Raw genomic sequence first — 13,609 nt, 5'->3', positions numbered from 1 at the left:
CGTAGCAGGTGAGGCGCGCGACGCTCACCCCCGCTTCAGCACCTTCCCCTGCTTGAAAAAGTCCACCCACGGATCGGCCTCCGCTAGTTCCTTCAGCGTCGTCTTGCCCCCGATCGGGAAGGAATTCGGCGCCAGCCCCTTTTCAACCTCCGCCCACGTCACCGGGATCGACACCGTCGCGCCCTTCTTGGCGCGGGAAGAGTAGGGCGCGACGGTGGTCGAACCCCTGCCGTTGCGCAGATAGTCGACGAAGATTTTTCCGGTGCGCGCCTTTTTCGACAGCGTCGCCGTGTAGCGGTCGGGCGCGGCCTGCTCCAGCGCCTTGGCGAAATCATGGGAGAAGGTTTTGACTTCCTCCCAATCCGCCGAGGGTTTCAGCGGCACCAGCACGTGATAGCCTTTGCCGCCTGACGGCTTGACGAAGTTCGGCAGCGACAGGTCGTCAAGCTTGCCTCTGATGTCGAGTGCGGCCTCGCGCACCGCCTTGACGTCGACGCCTTCATCGGGATCGAGATCGAAGATGATCTGATCCGGCTTTTCCAGCTCCTCGATCTTGCAGCCCCAGATGTGGACCTCGACCACGCCATACTGGACCAGAGCGGCAAGGCCGTCGAAATCGCGGATGAACAGGATTTCCTCGCCATCGGTCGGGTCCTTCATGCGGGCAATCTTGTCGCTCATGCCGGCCGAGGCATGTTTCTGGAAGAAGCGCGGGCCGCCGATGCCATCCGGCGCCCTGACCAGGCTGAGCGGCCGGTTGACGACGAACTGCTCCATGCGCGGCCAGACCAGCGCGTAGTGCTCAAGCAAAGCCTGCTTGGATATTTTTTCCTCGGGCCACAGCAGCTTGTCGGGATGGGATAGTTTTACGCTGGTCGTGATCGTCGCGGGCGCCTTAGCCCCGGCGGCCTTGCCGGCGCTGCTTGCCGCCGGCTTCGCCTTGTTCGCCGCCTTCGATGGCTTTTCCTGCACGACTTCCTCCGCCGGCTTGTCCTCGCGCAGTCCCTGGAACGACGCGTGGCGTATTATACGGTCCGAGGTCCAGCTGCGGAACTCCACTTCGCCGACAAGTTCGGGCCTGACCCAGACCAGGCCCTTGCCCTTCGGCACGGCGGCGGCAAAGAGCGAGGCGTCTGCCTTCAGCGCATCGAGTTTTTTCTTCAAATCTGTGGCGCTCCTGGCTGTGAAGCCCGTGCCGACGCGGCCGGCATAGTGGAGCTTGCCGCCCTCGTGGTAGCCGACCAGCAGCGAACGCAGGCCGCGGCCGGTCTTGTCCGAGGGCAGATACCCGCCGATGACGAATTCCTGGCGGGCCGTGCATTTCGATTTAACCCAGCTTGGGCCACGGCCGCTGCGATAGGGCGCATCGGCGCGCTTGGAGACGATGCCTTCGAGGCCCATGCGGCAGGCGTGCTGCAGCATGATCTTGCCGGGCTCGGCGAAATGGTCGCTGAAGCGGACGGCGGCATTTTCGGCCGTCTCGCCGAGCAGCTCCTGCAGCGCCTGCTTGCGCTCGACCAGCGGCTCGCGGCGCAAATCATTGCCGTCAAGCCGCATCAGGTCGAACACATAGTAGGTGAAGCGGTCGGTTCGATTGGCGGAGAGATCCTGCTGCAGCAGCGAGAAAGACGAAACGCCGCTGTCGGCGAGCACGACGATCTCGCCGTCGATGATGGCGTCGCTGCATTTCAGCTGGGCGAGTTCCGCGACGATCTCGGGGCCGAATTTCTCCGTCCAGTCGAGGCCGGTGCGGGTCAGCAGCCGCACCTCCGTGCCGGCGATCTGCGCCTGCATGCGGTACCCGTCGAACTTCACCTCATGCAGCCAGTCCTCGCCGGGCGGCGCCTCGCGCTCCAGCGTCGCCAGCTGCGGCTCGACGAAGTCGAGGCGCTTGCCGGCTTTCGCCTTGCTGGATGCCGCGGGCTTGTTGGAGTGCCAGACCTTCGGCTTCTTGCCGTCGGCGGTCTTGCCTTCCGCGACCTCTTCGATGGTCAGGCCGGACTTCACCGATTTCGGTGCGTCCTTCAGGATATCCTCGCCGGGGCGGGCGGCGGCATCGTCGGATTTGATCAGCAGCCAGTTGTCGCGCTTTTCGCCCGGGCGGGGTCTTAACCTGACCAGATGCCACCGCCCATTCAGCTTCTGGCCGTTGAGTTCGAAGTCGATATGGCCCTTCTTCATCGCCTTGGCGGGGTCGATCTCTGGCGTCCATGTGCCTTCGTCCCAGACGATGACGGTGCCGCCGCCATACTCGCCCTTGGGAATGGTGCCCTCGAAGCCGGCATAGTCGATCGGGTGGTCCTCGACATGCACCGCCAGCCGCTTTTCGTGCGGGTCGAGGCTCGGGCCTCGCGTCACCGCCCAGCTCCACAACACGCCCTCATGCTCGAGGCGGAAATCATAGTGCAGCCTGGTCGCGTCGTGCTTCTGGACGACGAAGATGCCGCCGGGCTGTTTGCCGCGCGCGACCTTGCCCGCCGGCTCGGCCGTCTTCTTGAAATCGCGCTTGGACTGATATTGTTCGAGGCTGGCCACGGCGCCGACCCTCAAGCCGACTTGCGCTTGGGCGCAGAAGCTTTCGCCTTGCCGCTTTTTGCCGCCTGCTTGGCCTTCTTCGCCGGGCCTTCCGCCTGGCCGCCATCGGACAGGCTCTTCTTCAGCGCGTCGAACAGATTGACGACATTGGACGGCTTGGGCGCGGCCTGCGCTTTCGGCGCCTTCTTGCCGGCCTTCTTGGCGCGGATCAGTTCGAGCAGCGCGTCCTCATACTTGTCCTCGAATGTCGACGGATCGAACTTCCCCTTCTTCTTGTCGATGATGCGTTCGGCCATATCGGTCATCTCCTGGTCGGTCTTCACCGCCTTGATGTCGCCGAAGATGCTCTCCGGCTCCCGCACCGTGTTGCCGTAGCGCAAGGTGGTCAGCACCATGCCTTTGCCGCGCGGCTCGATGACCACGGGCCGCTCGCGGCTATAGAGCACGACGCGCGCCAGCCCGGCCATCTTCTTGTCCGCCATGGCATCGCGAATGACGGCAAAGGCCTCCTCCGACACCTTGTCGGCGGGCGTGACATAATAGGGCGTGTCGAGATAGATCTGCTCTATCGAGGCTTTGTCGACGAAGCCGTCCAGCGCCATCGTGTGCGAGGACTCGATCTGCACCGCTTCGATCTCTTCGTCCTCGATATGGACGAACTCACCGGGGCTCACCTCATAGCCCCTGATCTCGTCGCCATCGCCCAGCGGCTTGCCGGTTTCAGAATCGACATAGATGCGCTTGACCGTGTTGCCGGTCTTGCGGTTGAGCACCCGGAACGAAACTTTTTCGGCGTGGGTGACGACGTTGGTCAGTTCGACAGCGCAGGTGACCAGCGACAGTTTCAGATAGCCCTTCCAGGCGGGGCGAGGTGCCATGGCGAACTCCTGCGCGATGCGGTTCAAGCGAGAACGGGCAAGGCCCGTTCCGGTTCCGGGCGCGCAACCAGGGGCATTTCGGCAGCGAGCATGGAAATTTCGAGAGGCTCGCCAAATCTGAAACAGAACCGCGCTCAAGCGACATCCAGACGAAACATATGTGATGCAAAAGTCACAATGCCGGAAATGGCGACGAACCACACCGAAAGACCCCCAAACAGCCGCATTCCGGCCACGAAGCATGGGGTTTTCGACCAAAGATTAACATCGTGTTCACCGACTATTCACGCCTCGACGCTATGATCCCCGCAATCGGACGGGACATCCGAAAATCGGGACAGGGACTTGAGTAAAATGAAATTCTGGGGCCACATCGCCGGCTATGCCGCCGCCATCCGTGAGTTCATCGCGCCGACCTATCGGCCGGAGCGCTACTACATGCGCGGCCCGGGTCCGGCCTGCGCCCGTCGCGGCAGCTCGCTCGGCGCGCACTGATCATGACATTCGAAACGCGTCACGACAGCCGGATCTGCAGACCGGAGGCCGATCCCCGCGCAACCACCTATCGCGCCGAGCGCCCCGCGCTGGCCGCGAGAAGCCGTGCGACAACGCCGCGGCTTTGATCCCGCTGCCGGCGGGCTTAGTGTCTGAAGACACAAGCTGCCGGACGTCCCGTGACTTCTTCTCCTGAACCCTTCGATGCCAGCCAGCCATTGATCGTTTTCGACGGCGTCTGCGTGCTGTGCTCGGGCTTCGTACGCACGGTGGTCGGGCTCGACCGCAAAAACCGCTTCCGCTTCGCCACGGCGCAGTCGCCCTTCGGCGAGGAGCTGTTCCAGAGATACGGGCTGCGCACCGACAGCTACGAGACCAATCTGGTCCTTGTCGGCGGCGCTCCCTTCATGCGGCTGGACAGTTTCATCGCGGTGATGGCCGAACTGGGCTGGCCGTGGCGGGCGGCGAAAGCGCTGCTGCTCATCCCGCGCCCCTTGCGTGACTGGCTCTACGAACGCATCGCCAAAAAACGCTACGCCATGTTCGGCCGCAAGGATAGTTGCGAGATCCTGTCCGCCGCGATACGTGCGCGCGTGATCGGCTAATCGCATGTCACCCAAAAGTGACCTCCAGTTCTGGGAAAACGACATACGAAAAAGTGCGGCGCGATGAGGCTTCTGGTCGTTGGCGGCTATGGCATTTTCGGCGGCCGCATCGTGCAATTGCTGGAGAGCGAGCCACGCCTGATCCTGCTCGTCGCCGGGCGCTCACTGGGCAAGGCCGAGGCCTGGTGCAACGCCCGCACCGGCGCGGCGGCGCAGCTCGTGCCGGCGCGCTTCGATCGCAACGGCGACCTCGCGCAAGGCCGGCCTGTTCGTTCGCGCCTCAGTCCGGCAGCGCCGCGACGGCGACGATCTCGATGACGATGTCTGCCTGGGCAAGCGCTGCGACGCCGATTACCTCCGAAGGCGGCGGATTGTTGTCGCTACAATGCTTCGGACAATGCTCGCCGAAAAACGCGTCCAGCACGTCGAGACGAAAATTAGGCGAGCTGAGGACGCCGCCGTCGGGAAATGGGCCCTTTGACGAAAAAGGTCAGCCTGATGAGATGGTCGAGCCCGCTGCCAAGTTCTTCCAGATCCGATTTGATGTTGCCGAGAACTTCCCGCCACTGCGCCGCGGCATTGCCGGCGAAGCCGCCACCCTTCTTGCCGGCCGGATCGTAGTCAGCCGATGTCGCGGTGTTGCCGCAGAGATAGACGGTGCCTTTCGCACCGCTGACGACCGTGCCTTTGCCCCATGGCATCAACCGGCCGTTCTTGAATTTCTTGTGGGTCACGAGTTCCATTCTCTTCTCCCATGCCTCGTGTGACCTGCCCGCCAACGACAGAGGATAGTGCTGTGCGGAGCCACGGCCAGTCCGCTGCCGGTCATCCGCCAGCAGACGAAGGAACATCTGGTCCTTGCGAAATCTCCTGGCGGAGGCGAAAGTTTTTTCTGAAGCCTGTCGAAATCGGCCGCCGCCGCGCGACATACGTCTGGCCCCGCTAGGACGCGGCCTTCGAAACCACGGGAGAAGACCCATGCGATACATGCTTTTGATCAACAGCGACGAAGCCGCGCAGGCGAACACGCCAATCGAGAAGGCTCAGCAGATGAGCGCAGCATATGCCGCCTATACCGAGGCGTTGAAGAAATCCGGCGCATGGCTCGCCGGCGAACGGTTGCGCCCGACCCAGGCGACCACCTCGGTGCGGATCACAGACGGCAAGACCAACGTGATCGACGGCCCCTATGCCGACACCAAGGAGCAGCTTGCCGGCTTCTACATGATCGAGGCGGCCGATATCGATACCGCCATCGACTGGGCGGCGCGCTGTCCGGCGGCGAGCGCCGGCACGGTCGAGTTGCGGCCGATCTGGGAAATGGCCGACTACATGCCCAAGAAATGAAACCGTGATGGACAATCGCCCGGAGATCGCGCGGGCGGCGGCCGAAGCGGCCGCCCGGCAGAGTTACGGCAAGCTGGTCGCCTACCTTGCTGCGCGCACCCGCGACGTAGCCGGCACCGAGGACGCGCTGGCCGAGGCCTTTGCCGCGGCCCTTGAGCGCTGGCCACAGACCGGCGTGCCCGAGAAGCCGGAAGCATGGCTGCTGGCCGTGGCGCGCCGGCGGCGCGTCGACGCGGTGCGCCGTCGGCTGACCAGCGAGGCGAGCCGCGACCATCTCAAGCTGATGGCCGAGGAGATGGAGGCGAGCATGGAAGACGAAGACCTTCCCGACGAACGTCTCAGGCTGATGTTTGCCTGTGCGCATCCGGCGATCGAAGCCAGCGTGCGGGCGCCGCTGATCCTGCAGACGGTTCTGGGTTTCGACGCGGCGACAATCGCCTCGGCCTTCCTGGTTTCGCCGGCGACGATGGGCCAGCGTCTGGTGCGCGCCAAGAGCCGCATCCGCGAGATCGGCATTCCGTTCCGCGTGCCGGATCGCGCCGAACTCGGCGAGCGGCTGGGAACGGTGCTGGAAGCGATCTACGCGGCTTTCGCCGAAGGCTGGACCGACCCGGCAGGGACCGAGACGAGAGCGCGCAATCTGGCGACCGAAGGCATCTGGCTCGGGCGGCTGGTGGCATCGCTGATGCCGGACGAACCGGAAGCGCTCGGCCTGCTGGCGCTGATGCTGTTTGCCGAGGCGCGCCGCCCGGCGCGGCGCGATGCGGCTGGAGATTATGTGCCGCTCGCCGAACAGGATTGCCGTCTTTGGGATCACGCGCTGATCGACGAAGCCGAGTCGCTGCTGGGCCACGCCGCCACCATTGGCGTCATCGGCCGCTACCAGCTCGAAGCGGCGGTACAATCGGTGCATGCGACGCGGCGACGGACCGGCCAAACCGATTGGGCGGCGATCCGTAACTTCTACGATGCGCTGTCGGCGATATCAGGCTCGCCGGTGATTTCGATCAACCGCGCCGTGGCGATTGCCGAGGCCGAAGGGGCGGCGGCAGGACTGGCGGCGCTCTACGTGCTGGGCGACGACAAGCGGCTCAACGACTATCAGCCCTATTGGGCCGCTCGCGCCGGCCTGCTGGCCAGGCTCGGCAATGCGGCGCAAGCGGTCGAAGCCTATGACCGGGCGATCGGCCTTGAACGCGACCCCGCCGTGCGCCGCTTCCTGCAGGCGAAACGGGCGATCCTGCGAAATTGAAGCGTCCGTTCAGGCCGGCCACATTTCATGCGTGGTGTTGAGCCGTTTCATCAGCGGATGCGCGCGCAGCGCCGACCATAAGCGTTCGATGTTCGGCCAGTCGGCTCGCGCCTTGTCCATATCGGGGTGCCAGGCCACCAGCATGACGAGGTAGATGTCGGCCAGCGACATCGCGTCGCCGACCAGCCAGCCGCGCCCCTCGAGGGCTGCATCGACAATGGCGAAGCCGCGGTCCATCTCGGCAATGGCTGCCTGCTTGACGGCTTTCTTGCCGTCGGCATCGGCGGTGTAGCGATGGGCATAGTAGAGGCGCAGGATGGCGGGGTAGAGCACCGATGACATGAACGCCATCCAGCGCAGGAAACCGGCGCGATCCGGCGATCCGGCGGCCGGCGCCAGACCCGCCTCCGGATGGCGCTCGGCAAGCAGGATGCAGATCGCCGCCGATTCGGTTATCGATTGACCGTTGGGCAAGGTCAGCACCGGAACCTGGTTCAACGGGCTGATGTCGAGGAAAGCCGGGTCCGGCGGATCCTTCTTGGGCACATCGATCTGGTCGAATTGCGCGTTTGCCAGCGCCAATGCGGCCTCGACGACAAAACCGCCGCTGCCTGGGCGCGTGTAAAGCTTGTACATGTGATTCTCCCCCTGCCCGCGCGAAGCAGGCCGGGGCGATTTGACCCTGAAGCCGCCTCCCGCTCAAGCCGGTGGCGGACGCCACGGCCGGGTTTTCTGCGGTCCAGCCATGAGACTTCCGATGTCGGAGGGACAGCACCCCCGATGCCCGGCAGGGCAGAGGGGGGTGCGAAGGATCGCCGCCTATCCAGTTAAGACGTTAAGCCCCCAGCCCGTCGAACAGGATCGTCGACAGATAGCGCTCGGCGAAGGACGGGATGATCACCACCAGGTTCTTGCCCTTGTTCTCCGGCCGCGACCCGACGGCGATGGCGGCCTGCAGGGCAGCGCCCGACGAGATGCCGACCGGCACGCCTTCAAGGCGGGCGACGAGGCGGGCGTTGGCGACCGAATCCTCGTTGGAGACCTTGACGATCTCGTCATAGATCGAGGTGTCGAGGATCTTGGGCGCAAAGCCGGCGCCGATGCCTTGGATCTTGTGCGGGCCGGGCTGGCCGCCCGACAGCACCGGCGAGGCCTCCGGCTCGACGGCGACGACATGCACCGAGGGCTTGCGTTGCTTCAGCACCTGGCCGACGCCGGTGATCGTGCCGCCGGTACCGATGCCGGCGACGAAGATGTCGACCCCGCCATCGGTGTCGTTCCAGATCTCCTCGGCGGTGGTGCGGCGGTGGATCTCCGGGTTGGCCGGGTTTTCGAACTGCTGCGGGATGACGGCGTCAGGCAGGGTGGCGGCCAGTTCGTCGGCCTTGGCGATGGCGCCCTTCATGCCTTTCGGCCCTTCCGTCAGCACCAGTTCGGCGCCCAGCAGCGCCAGCATCTTGCGGCGCTCCACCGACATGGTTTCGGGCATGGTCAGGATCAGCTTGTAGCCCTTGGCGGCGGCGGCGAAGGCGAGCGCGATGCCGGTATTCCCCGAGGTCGGCTCGATCAGCGTCGTCTTGCCGGGTTTGATCCGGCCCGACGCTTCCAGCGCCTCGATCATGGAAACGCCGATGCGGTCCTTGACCGAGGCGATCGGATTGAAGAATTCGAGCTTGGCAAGAAGGTTGGCAACGACGCCCTTCTCCTTGGCGAACTTGTCGAGCCGCACCAGCGGCGTGTCGCCGATCGTCTCGGTGATCGAGTTGTAGACACGGCCGCGGCCGGGCGCGCGCGCGGAAGGCTTGTTCATTAGTTTCGCTCCCAAATCAGATCAGGCAATTGGCGTCGGCGGACAGAATAGGGCTTTCGCCCGCGCAAGATAGGCTGCCGGCCGAAAATATCGAGTGGGCCGCTTGCTGAAAACGCTTGTCTCCTCAAGCCGCATTTTCCGGATGGACCGATCGGCGGAATGGATGGGCCTGAACCGATCTACTGACGTGCGGCAATGGCAGCGGCCGCGCCCACCATGAAGCCGGCGGCGGTGCGGTTCAGCGCCTTCAGCGCGCGTGGCGATTTCAGGAACCAGCGCGCCTTGGCGGCCAGCGCAAGATAGGGCACCAGCACCACAAAGAGCACGATAACGGTGAGCGCGACCAGGATGCCGTAGTCGACGAGCGTGATGGTCTTCAGGTCGACGATGGTCGGCGTGATGGCGAGGTAGAAGATCATCGTTTTCGGGTTGCCCAGCGTGACGGTGAGGCCGGCAAGGAAGCTCGATACCAGGCCGCCCTTGCCTTTCCTGGCCTCGACAGTCTCGGGCGTGATCCCGGCCGTCCAGAAACGCCAGCCGAGGAAGGCGAGATAGGAGACGCCCAGCCATTTGATGGCGAGAAACACCATGCCGAAGCTTTTCGCGACAAAGGCAAGGCCGAGCACCACCGCGGTGAGATAAATGAGGTCGCCGAGCATCAGGCCGAACGACATCGCCAGCGATGAGCGGAAGCCGGATCCGAGCGCCCGCGCCACAAGCGCGGTGACGCCGGGCCCGGGAATGGCGGCGGCGATGCCCAGCGCAGCACTATAGGCAAGGAAGCCGGTGAGGGTCATGACGGTCGCACCTCGTGAAACGACTCTGATGCCATGAAAGCCTGCAACGGCAAAACGGATTCGATTGCGCCAAGCAGGGCATGAAAGCCGGTCATCCTCGCCTGAAGCGAGAGATGGTTCACTTACGCCCCGAAGGCGGTCGGCTATCTCGCATGGCTCCGAACGGCAGGAGCACCCATGTTAGCCAAAAGACTTCACATCCAGCTCATGAAGTGGATGCCCAACAACTATTCCGAAGCACGCGGTCACGTCCACGAGCTGGAATGGTATCTGTGGTTCGAGGGGCGTCAGGCTTTCAGCCTGTTCGACAAGTGCGATAGCGATGTCGTTCCGCAGACTGGATATTTTACCGACAGCCGGAACCCTGGCGCCTACCCCGTTCGTCCGATGATCTATCCGCTGGTCGTCAACAACCGCTTCAAGGTGCGGCTGGTGGCGATCGAGCGTGACGGACCGCAAAAGATAGACCCCGACGACACCGCCAAAGGCGAATTCTACATCGACCTCGACACCAAATATCCCCCGGTCTCGGACTGGCGCATCATTGCTGCCGATCCGCGCAACACCAACCTCAACGTGGAAGCGTCGTTCCAGCTGCAATGGCTGGACTATGTAGATACCGCCGAGATTGCCGAGGGTGGCCCGCCACGCATCATCGACAAGTCCAACTATCCCTATCCCTGGGGCGCCAATGTGATGGTGTTCGAGCACTGGCTCGGGCTTGGCCGCAAGGCGCCGCTCAAACTCATCGACCCGAACCGCGCTTCGCGCCGCGAGTACTGGATGATCAATGGCAATGCGGCCCGGCGCATGGTGCAGGACCTCTATCGCTTCAACGTCAACCAGCTTGGCGTCGCCAACGACACCATCAGCAGTGTTTACGTGCCGAAGCTCAATGCTGGCCACGTCACGGTGACGCTTTACGAACACGATTTCAGCGACGGCCGCTTCGCGCAAGGGGCGAAGAAGTCCTTCGGCTCGGTCGGCCTCTTCAATCTCAGGGATACCGGTTTCGATGACCGCGTCTCATCTGCCGAGGTGATCCATACCTATCCCAAGGTGATCCATCGGGACGTGCATTAGGGCCGGATTGCGCTGTTCGCCGGCTCAGGATGGGCCATCGACATGGGTGATGCGCCAGATGGTGCCGTTGCCATCCTCGGTGACGATAAGCGCGCCGTCCTTGGCCACCGCGACGCCGACCGGCCGGCCCCAGACGGCGTCGTCGGAGAGGACGAAGCCGGTGATGAAATCCTGGTACTCGCCGGTCGGCTTGCCGTCGCTGAATCTCAGCCGCACCACCTTGTAGCCGGTCCTCATACCACGGTTCCAGGAGCCGTGCAGGGCGACGAAGGCGTCATCCTTGTACTCTGCCGGGAAATTGCCGCCGTCATAGAAGGCGATGTTGAGCGGCGCCGAATGCGCCTGCATCAGCACGTCGGGCACGGTGACCGAGCCGGCGAGGTCTGGGCGCGCGCCCTCGTGACGCGGGTCCTCGTTGGCGCCGATATAATACCAGGGCCAGCCATAGAAGGCGCCGTCCTTGACTGAGGTGGCATATTCGAACGGCACATCGTCGCCGAGACCGTCGCGCTCGTTGACGACACACCACAGCGCGCCGGTGGCCGGTTGCACGGTCATGCCCGAACAATTGCGCAGGCCGGTAGCGAGGATGCGGCCATTCTTGCCGTCGGGGCCGAAGGCCAGCACGTCGGCACGGCCATCCTCGGAACCCCAGGTGGCGCCGAGTGGCTGTGATTTTGCCCAGGCGTCAAGGCCGCCATTCGGTGCCTTCTGCATGCCCTCCGCGACGTTCGATCCGGAGCCGACCGAGAGATACAGCGTCTTCCCGTCCGGCGAGAAGGCGATATCGCGGGTCCAGTGGCCGCCGGTAGGGATGTCGGAGACAATCGTCTCCGGTTCGACGGAGGCTTTAAGGTCGCCGTCGCGATAGGCGTAGCGGACCACGCTGTCGTTGTTGGCGACGTAGACCCATTGCGGCTTGTCGCCAGGCGGGTAGAAGGCGATGCCATAGGGCTGGTTGAGATTGTCGGCAAAAATGCCCTCTTCGGCCGGCTTCGCGCTACCCTTGGCCAGCCGATAGACGCGGATCTGGTTGGCGTCACTGTCGGCGACGAACAGGTCGCCGTTCGGCGCCACGCGCACGACCCGCGGATTGGAAATGCCGGAAGCAACCAGTTCGGCCGAAAACCCAGGCAGCAGGACGGGCTTCGCGCCCTCGGGCCGATCGCCAAGGCCGGCGCTGTTGGAGGCGGATTCGGTGATGTTGGGCTTTTGCAGATCATCCGGCTTGATCAGCCGGCGCACACCTGGCTTGTCGGCCGTCCAGTCGCCGAAAGCGTCTTTGCCGGTCAGCAGCGGTTGATCGGCCTCCTGGGCGAAGGCGCTGGTGGCCAGAAGCAGGGCAAGGCCTGCCAAGCCGGCAATCCGGATCATGCTGTTCTCCTCGAACTCGCGCCGGTCGGCGCGTCATGCACAAGGGAGATATTGTGCGGCCGCCGCAAAAGAGAAGCGTGCGCGCGCGCAGATTCGACGAGAGAACCGCTCAACTTTCCTCTTCGACGTCGAGATCGTCGTCGAGACGCTTTTCCAATGCGACGAGATCTTCCGGCAGCGGCAAGCCCATGGCGCGCATTTCGCGCAGTTTTTCGCGCAGCTGCTCCTGGATTTCGTGCTCGTCCTCCGGCTGGTTGACCATTTCTTCGAGCAGCATGCTGATCTGGGCCTTGAACGATTCAAGCGCCATTCTGCGCCCTCCTTTACGGTGATCCCGGCTTCGGAATTATCTTAACATCCGGGTAATCAATTGCGCAGTGTAGTCGACCATAGGCACGATGCGGGCATAATTCAGCCTGGTCGGGCCGATGACGCCGAGCGCGCCGACGACGCGGGCGTCCTTGTCGCGGTAAGGCGCCACGACCAGCGACGAGCCGGAGAGCGAGAACAGCTTGTTTTCCGAGCCGATGAAGATCCGCACGCCGGGGCCGTCCTCGGCGAGGTCGAGCAGCTGGATCAGCCCGTCCTGCGTCTCCAGATCCTCGAACAGGTGGCGCAGCAATTCGATATCGGCCTGGGCGGTGACGTTTTCGAGCAAATTGGCGCGGCCTCGCACGATAAGGCGCGCCGGCAGGCCGCTGTCGGCGCCGGCCCACACCGCCAGGCCTTTCTCGACCAGATCCTGCGACAGCGTGTCCAGCGCTGCCCTGGTCTCGTCCTTGATGCGGGCGATCTCGATGCGCGCCTCGGCGAGCGTGCGGCCCCTGATATGGGCGTTGAGGAAGTTGGAGGCCTCGTGCAGCTGCGAGACGGTGATGCCGGCCGGCAGGTCGACGACGCGGTTCTCGACATCGCCATTCTGCGACACCATCACCGCCAGCGCCTTGGTCGGCTCGAGCTGGATGAACTCGATGTGCTTCAGCGCCACCTCGTTCTTGGTGGCGAGCACCAGGCCGGCGCCGCGCGACATGCCCGACAGCATCTGGCTGGCCTCGGTCAGCATGTGTTCCAGCGTCGCGCCCGAGCCGGAGGCGCGCACCTGCGCCTCGATGACCCGGCGTTCCTCGTCGGAGAGATCGCCAAGCTCCATGAAGGCATCGACGAAGAAGCGCAGGCCGGTCTGGGTCGGCAGGCGCCCGGCCGAGATGTGCGGGGCATAGATCAGGCCGAGATGTTCGAGGTCGCTCATCACGTTGCGGATGGTCGCCGGCGACAGCGACGACGGCAGGATGCGCGACAGGCTGCGCGATCCCACAGGCTCACCGTCCTTCAGATAGGATTCGACGATGCGCCGGAAAATGTCGCGCGAACGCATGTCGAGCGATTGCAGCGCGGGCGCCAGCAGACTGGGTTCGGTGACTGCCTTGGTCATT

Annotated in this window: 15 protein-coding genes; 6 read left to right on the top strand and 9 right to left on the bottom strand. The window is 64.1% G+C overall.

Features of this window, described 5'->3' with window-relative positions; genetic code table 11:
* Nucleotides 1–24: 24 nt before the first annotated feature.
* Together ligD and ku are read right to left on the bottom strand one after the other, a co-directional pair.
* On the bottom strand, nucleotides 25–2,535 hold the full coding sequence (ligD, locus tag NKH54_RS20730) for a DNA ligase D (protein ID WP_353028800.1): 2,511 nt from the start codon (nucleotides 2,533–2,535) through the stop codon (nucleotides 25–27).
* Between the two features lie 11 nt (nucleotides 2,536–2,546).
* On the bottom strand, nucleotides 2,547–3,413 hold the full coding sequence (gene ku / locus NKH54_RS20725; RefSeq protein WP_352537487.1) for a non-homologous end joining protein Ku: 867 nt from the start codon (nucleotides 3,411–3,413) through the stop codon (nucleotides 2,547–2,549).
* A gap of 345 nt (nucleotides 3,414–3,758) precedes the next feature.
* Between ku and NKH54_RS20720 the strand changes: the two genes are divergently transcribed.
* From NKH54_RS20720 to NKH54_RS20710, 3 genes are all read left to right on the top strand, one after another.
* The gene (locus NKH54_RS20720) at nucleotides 3,759–3,908 is read left to right on the top strand and encodes a hypothetical protein (protein WP_196813601.1); all 150 of its coding nucleotides are present in this window, start codon (nucleotides 3,759–3,761) and stop codon (nucleotides 3,906–3,908) included.
* A 179-nt stretch (nucleotides 3,909–4,087) separates the two neighbouring features.
* Nucleotides 4,088–4,513: a thiol-disulfide oxidoreductase DCC family protein gene (locus tag NKH54_RS20715; protein ID WP_353028799.1), complete on the top strand. Its 426-nt coding sequence runs from the start codon at nucleotides 4,088–4,090 to the stop codon at nucleotides 4,511–4,513.
* Nucleotides 4,514–4,576: 63 nt separating this feature from the next.
* The gene (locus NKH54_RS20710; RefSeq protein WP_353028798.1) at nucleotides 4,577–4,831 is read left to right on the top strand and encodes a hypothetical protein; all 255 of its coding nucleotides are present in this window, start codon (nucleotides 4,577–4,579) and stop codon (nucleotides 4,829–4,831) included.
* Nucleotides 4,832–4,950: 119 nt separating this feature from the next.
* On the opposite strand, the gene NKH54_RS20705 is transcribed toward NKH54_RS20710, so the two are convergent.
* On the bottom strand, nucleotides 4,951–5,256 hold the full coding sequence (locus tag NKH54_RS20705) for a RidA family protein (RefSeq protein ID WP_353028797.1): 306 nt from the start codon (nucleotides 5,254–5,256) through the stop codon (nucleotides 4,951–4,953).
* A gap of 235 nt (nucleotides 5,257–5,491) precedes the next feature.
* Here NKH54_RS20705 and NKH54_RS20700 point away from each other — a divergent pair, with 235 nt between their 5' ends.
* Both NKH54_RS20700 and NKH54_RS20695 read left to right on the top strand, forming a co-directional pair.
* Nucleotides 5,492–5,860: a YciI family protein gene (locus NKH54_RS20700; protein WP_023681239.1), complete on the top strand. Its 369-nt coding sequence runs from the start codon at nucleotides 5,492–5,494 to the stop codon at nucleotides 5,858–5,860.
* Between the two features lie 7 nt (nucleotides 5,861–5,867).
* Complete coding sequence (locus NKH54_RS20695; RefSeq protein ID WP_023728752.1) at nucleotides 5,868–7,112, top strand: RNA polymerase sigma factor; 1,245 nt, start codon at nucleotides 5,868–5,870, stop codon at nucleotides 7,110–7,112.
* A 9-nt stretch (nucleotides 7,113–7,121) separates the two neighbouring features.
* On the opposite strand, the gene NKH54_RS20690 is transcribed toward NKH54_RS20695, so the two are convergent.
* The 3 genes from NKH54_RS20690 to NKH54_RS20680 form a co-directional block, all read right to left on the bottom strand.
* Nucleotides 7,122–7,748 carry a glutathione S-transferase family protein gene (locus tag NKH54_RS20690; protein WP_023681237.1) on the bottom strand — a complete coding sequence of 209 codons (627 nt, stop codon included), beginning with the start codon at nucleotides 7,746–7,748 and terminating at the stop codon, nucleotides 7,122–7,124.
* A 199-nt stretch (nucleotides 7,749–7,947) separates the two neighbouring features.
* The gene (gene cysK, locus NKH54_RS20685) at nucleotides 7,948–8,922 is read right to left on the bottom strand and encodes a cysteine synthase A (RefSeq protein ID WP_023681236.1); all 975 of its coding nucleotides are present in this window, start codon (nucleotides 8,920–8,922) and stop codon (nucleotides 7,948–7,950) included.
* A gap of 179 nt (nucleotides 8,923–9,101) precedes the next feature.
* The gene (locus tag NKH54_RS20680; protein ID WP_353028796.1) at nucleotides 9,102–9,719 is read right to left on the bottom strand and encodes a LysE family translocator; all 618 of its coding nucleotides are present in this window, start codon (nucleotides 9,717–9,719) and stop codon (nucleotides 9,102–9,104) included.
* A gap of 177 nt (nucleotides 9,720–9,896) precedes the next feature.
* Between NKH54_RS20680 and NKH54_RS20675 the strand changes: the two genes are divergently transcribed.
* Nucleotides 9,897–10,802 (top strand): hypothetical protein, encoded by a 906-nt coding sequence (locus NKH54_RS20675; protein ID WP_353028795.1) that lies wholly within the window; start codon nucleotides 9,897–9,899, stop codon nucleotides 10,800–10,802.
* 24 nt (nucleotides 10,803–10,826) lie between these two features.
* Here the strand turns inward: NKH54_RS20675 and NKH54_RS20670 are convergent, their stop codons facing one another.
* From NKH54_RS20670 to hrcA, 3 genes are all read right to left on the bottom strand, one after another.
* A complete protein-coding gene (locus tag NKH54_RS20670; protein ID WP_353028794.1) occupies nucleotides 10,827–12,176 on the bottom strand; it encodes a PQQ-dependent sugar dehydrogenase in 1,350 nt (449 codons plus the stop codon).
* A 109-nt stretch (nucleotides 12,177–12,285) separates the two neighbouring features.
* Entirely contained in the window at nucleotides 12,286–12,486 is a 201-nt protein-coding gene (locus NKH54_RS20665; protein WP_023672050.1) for a hypothetical protein, read from the bottom strand.
* 36 nt (nucleotides 12,487–12,522) lie between these two features.
* Nucleotides 12,523–13,608, bottom strand: coding sequence for a heat-inducible transcriptional repressor HrcA (hrcA, locus tag NKH54_RS20660; RefSeq protein ID WP_023681233.1), 1,086 nt, complete (start codon nucleotides 13,606–13,608; stop codon nucleotides 12,523–12,525).
* Nucleotide 13,609: the final 1 nt, after the last annotated feature.

Source organism: Mesorhizobium sp. M1004 (genome assembly GCF_040318795.1).
Taxonomy (GTDB): domain Bacteria; phylum Pseudomonadota; class Alphaproteobacteria; order Rhizobiales; family Rhizobiaceae; genus Mesorhizobium.
Note: the sequence above shows the minus strand (reverse complement) of the source record. Positions and strands in the feature narration are given on the sequence as shown.

Bases quoted from the DNA above. Each gene is read 5' to 3' on its own strand.
- NKH54_RS20670 (WP_353028794.1), bottom strand. From the start codon at position 12,176: ATGATCCGGATTGCCGGCTTGGCAGGCCTTGCCCTGCTTCTGGCCACC.
- NKH54_RS20690 (WP_023681237.1), bottom strand. From the start codon at position 7,748: ATGTACAAGCTTTACACGCGCCCAGGCAGCGGCGGTTTTGTCGTCGAG.
- cysK (WP_023681236.1), bottom strand. From the start codon at position 8,922: ATGAACAAGCCTTCCGCGCGCGCGCCCGGCCGCGGCCGTGTCTACAAC.
- ku (WP_352537487.1), bottom strand. From the start codon at position 3,413: ATGGCACCTCGCCCCGCCTGGAAGGGCTATCTGAAACTGTCGCTGGTC.
- hrcA (WP_023681233.1), bottom strand. From the start codon at position 13,608: ATGACCAAGGCAGTCACCGAACCCAGTCTGCTGGCGCCCGCGCTGCAA.
- NKH54_RS20665 (WP_023672050.1), bottom strand. From the start codon at position 12,486: ATGGCGCTTGAATCGTTCAAGGCCCAGATCAGCATGCTGCTCGAAGAA.
- NKH54_RS20700 (WP_023681239.1), top strand. From the start codon at position 5,492: ATGCGATACATGCTTTTGATCAACAGCGACGAAGCCGCGCAGGCGAAC.
- NKH54_RS20705 (WP_353028797.1), bottom strand. From the start codon at position 5,256: ATGGAACTCGTGACCCACAAGAAATTCAAGAACGGCCGGTTGATGCCA.
- NKH54_RS20680 (WP_353028796.1), bottom strand. From the start codon at position 9,719: ATGACCCTCACCGGCTTCCTTGCCTATAGTGCTGCGCTGGGCATCGCC.
- NKH54_RS20710 (WP_353028798.1), top strand. From the start codon at position 4,577: ATGAGGCTTCTGGTCGTTGGCGGCTATGGCATTTTCGGCGGCCGCATC.
- NKH54_RS20675 (WP_353028795.1), top strand. From the start codon at position 9,897: ATGTTAGCCAAAAGACTTCACATCCAGCTCATGAAGTGGATGCCCAAC.
- NKH54_RS20695 (WP_023728752.1), top strand. From the start codon at position 5,868: ATGGACAATCGCCCGGAGATCGCGCGGGCGGCGGCCGAAGCGGCCGCC.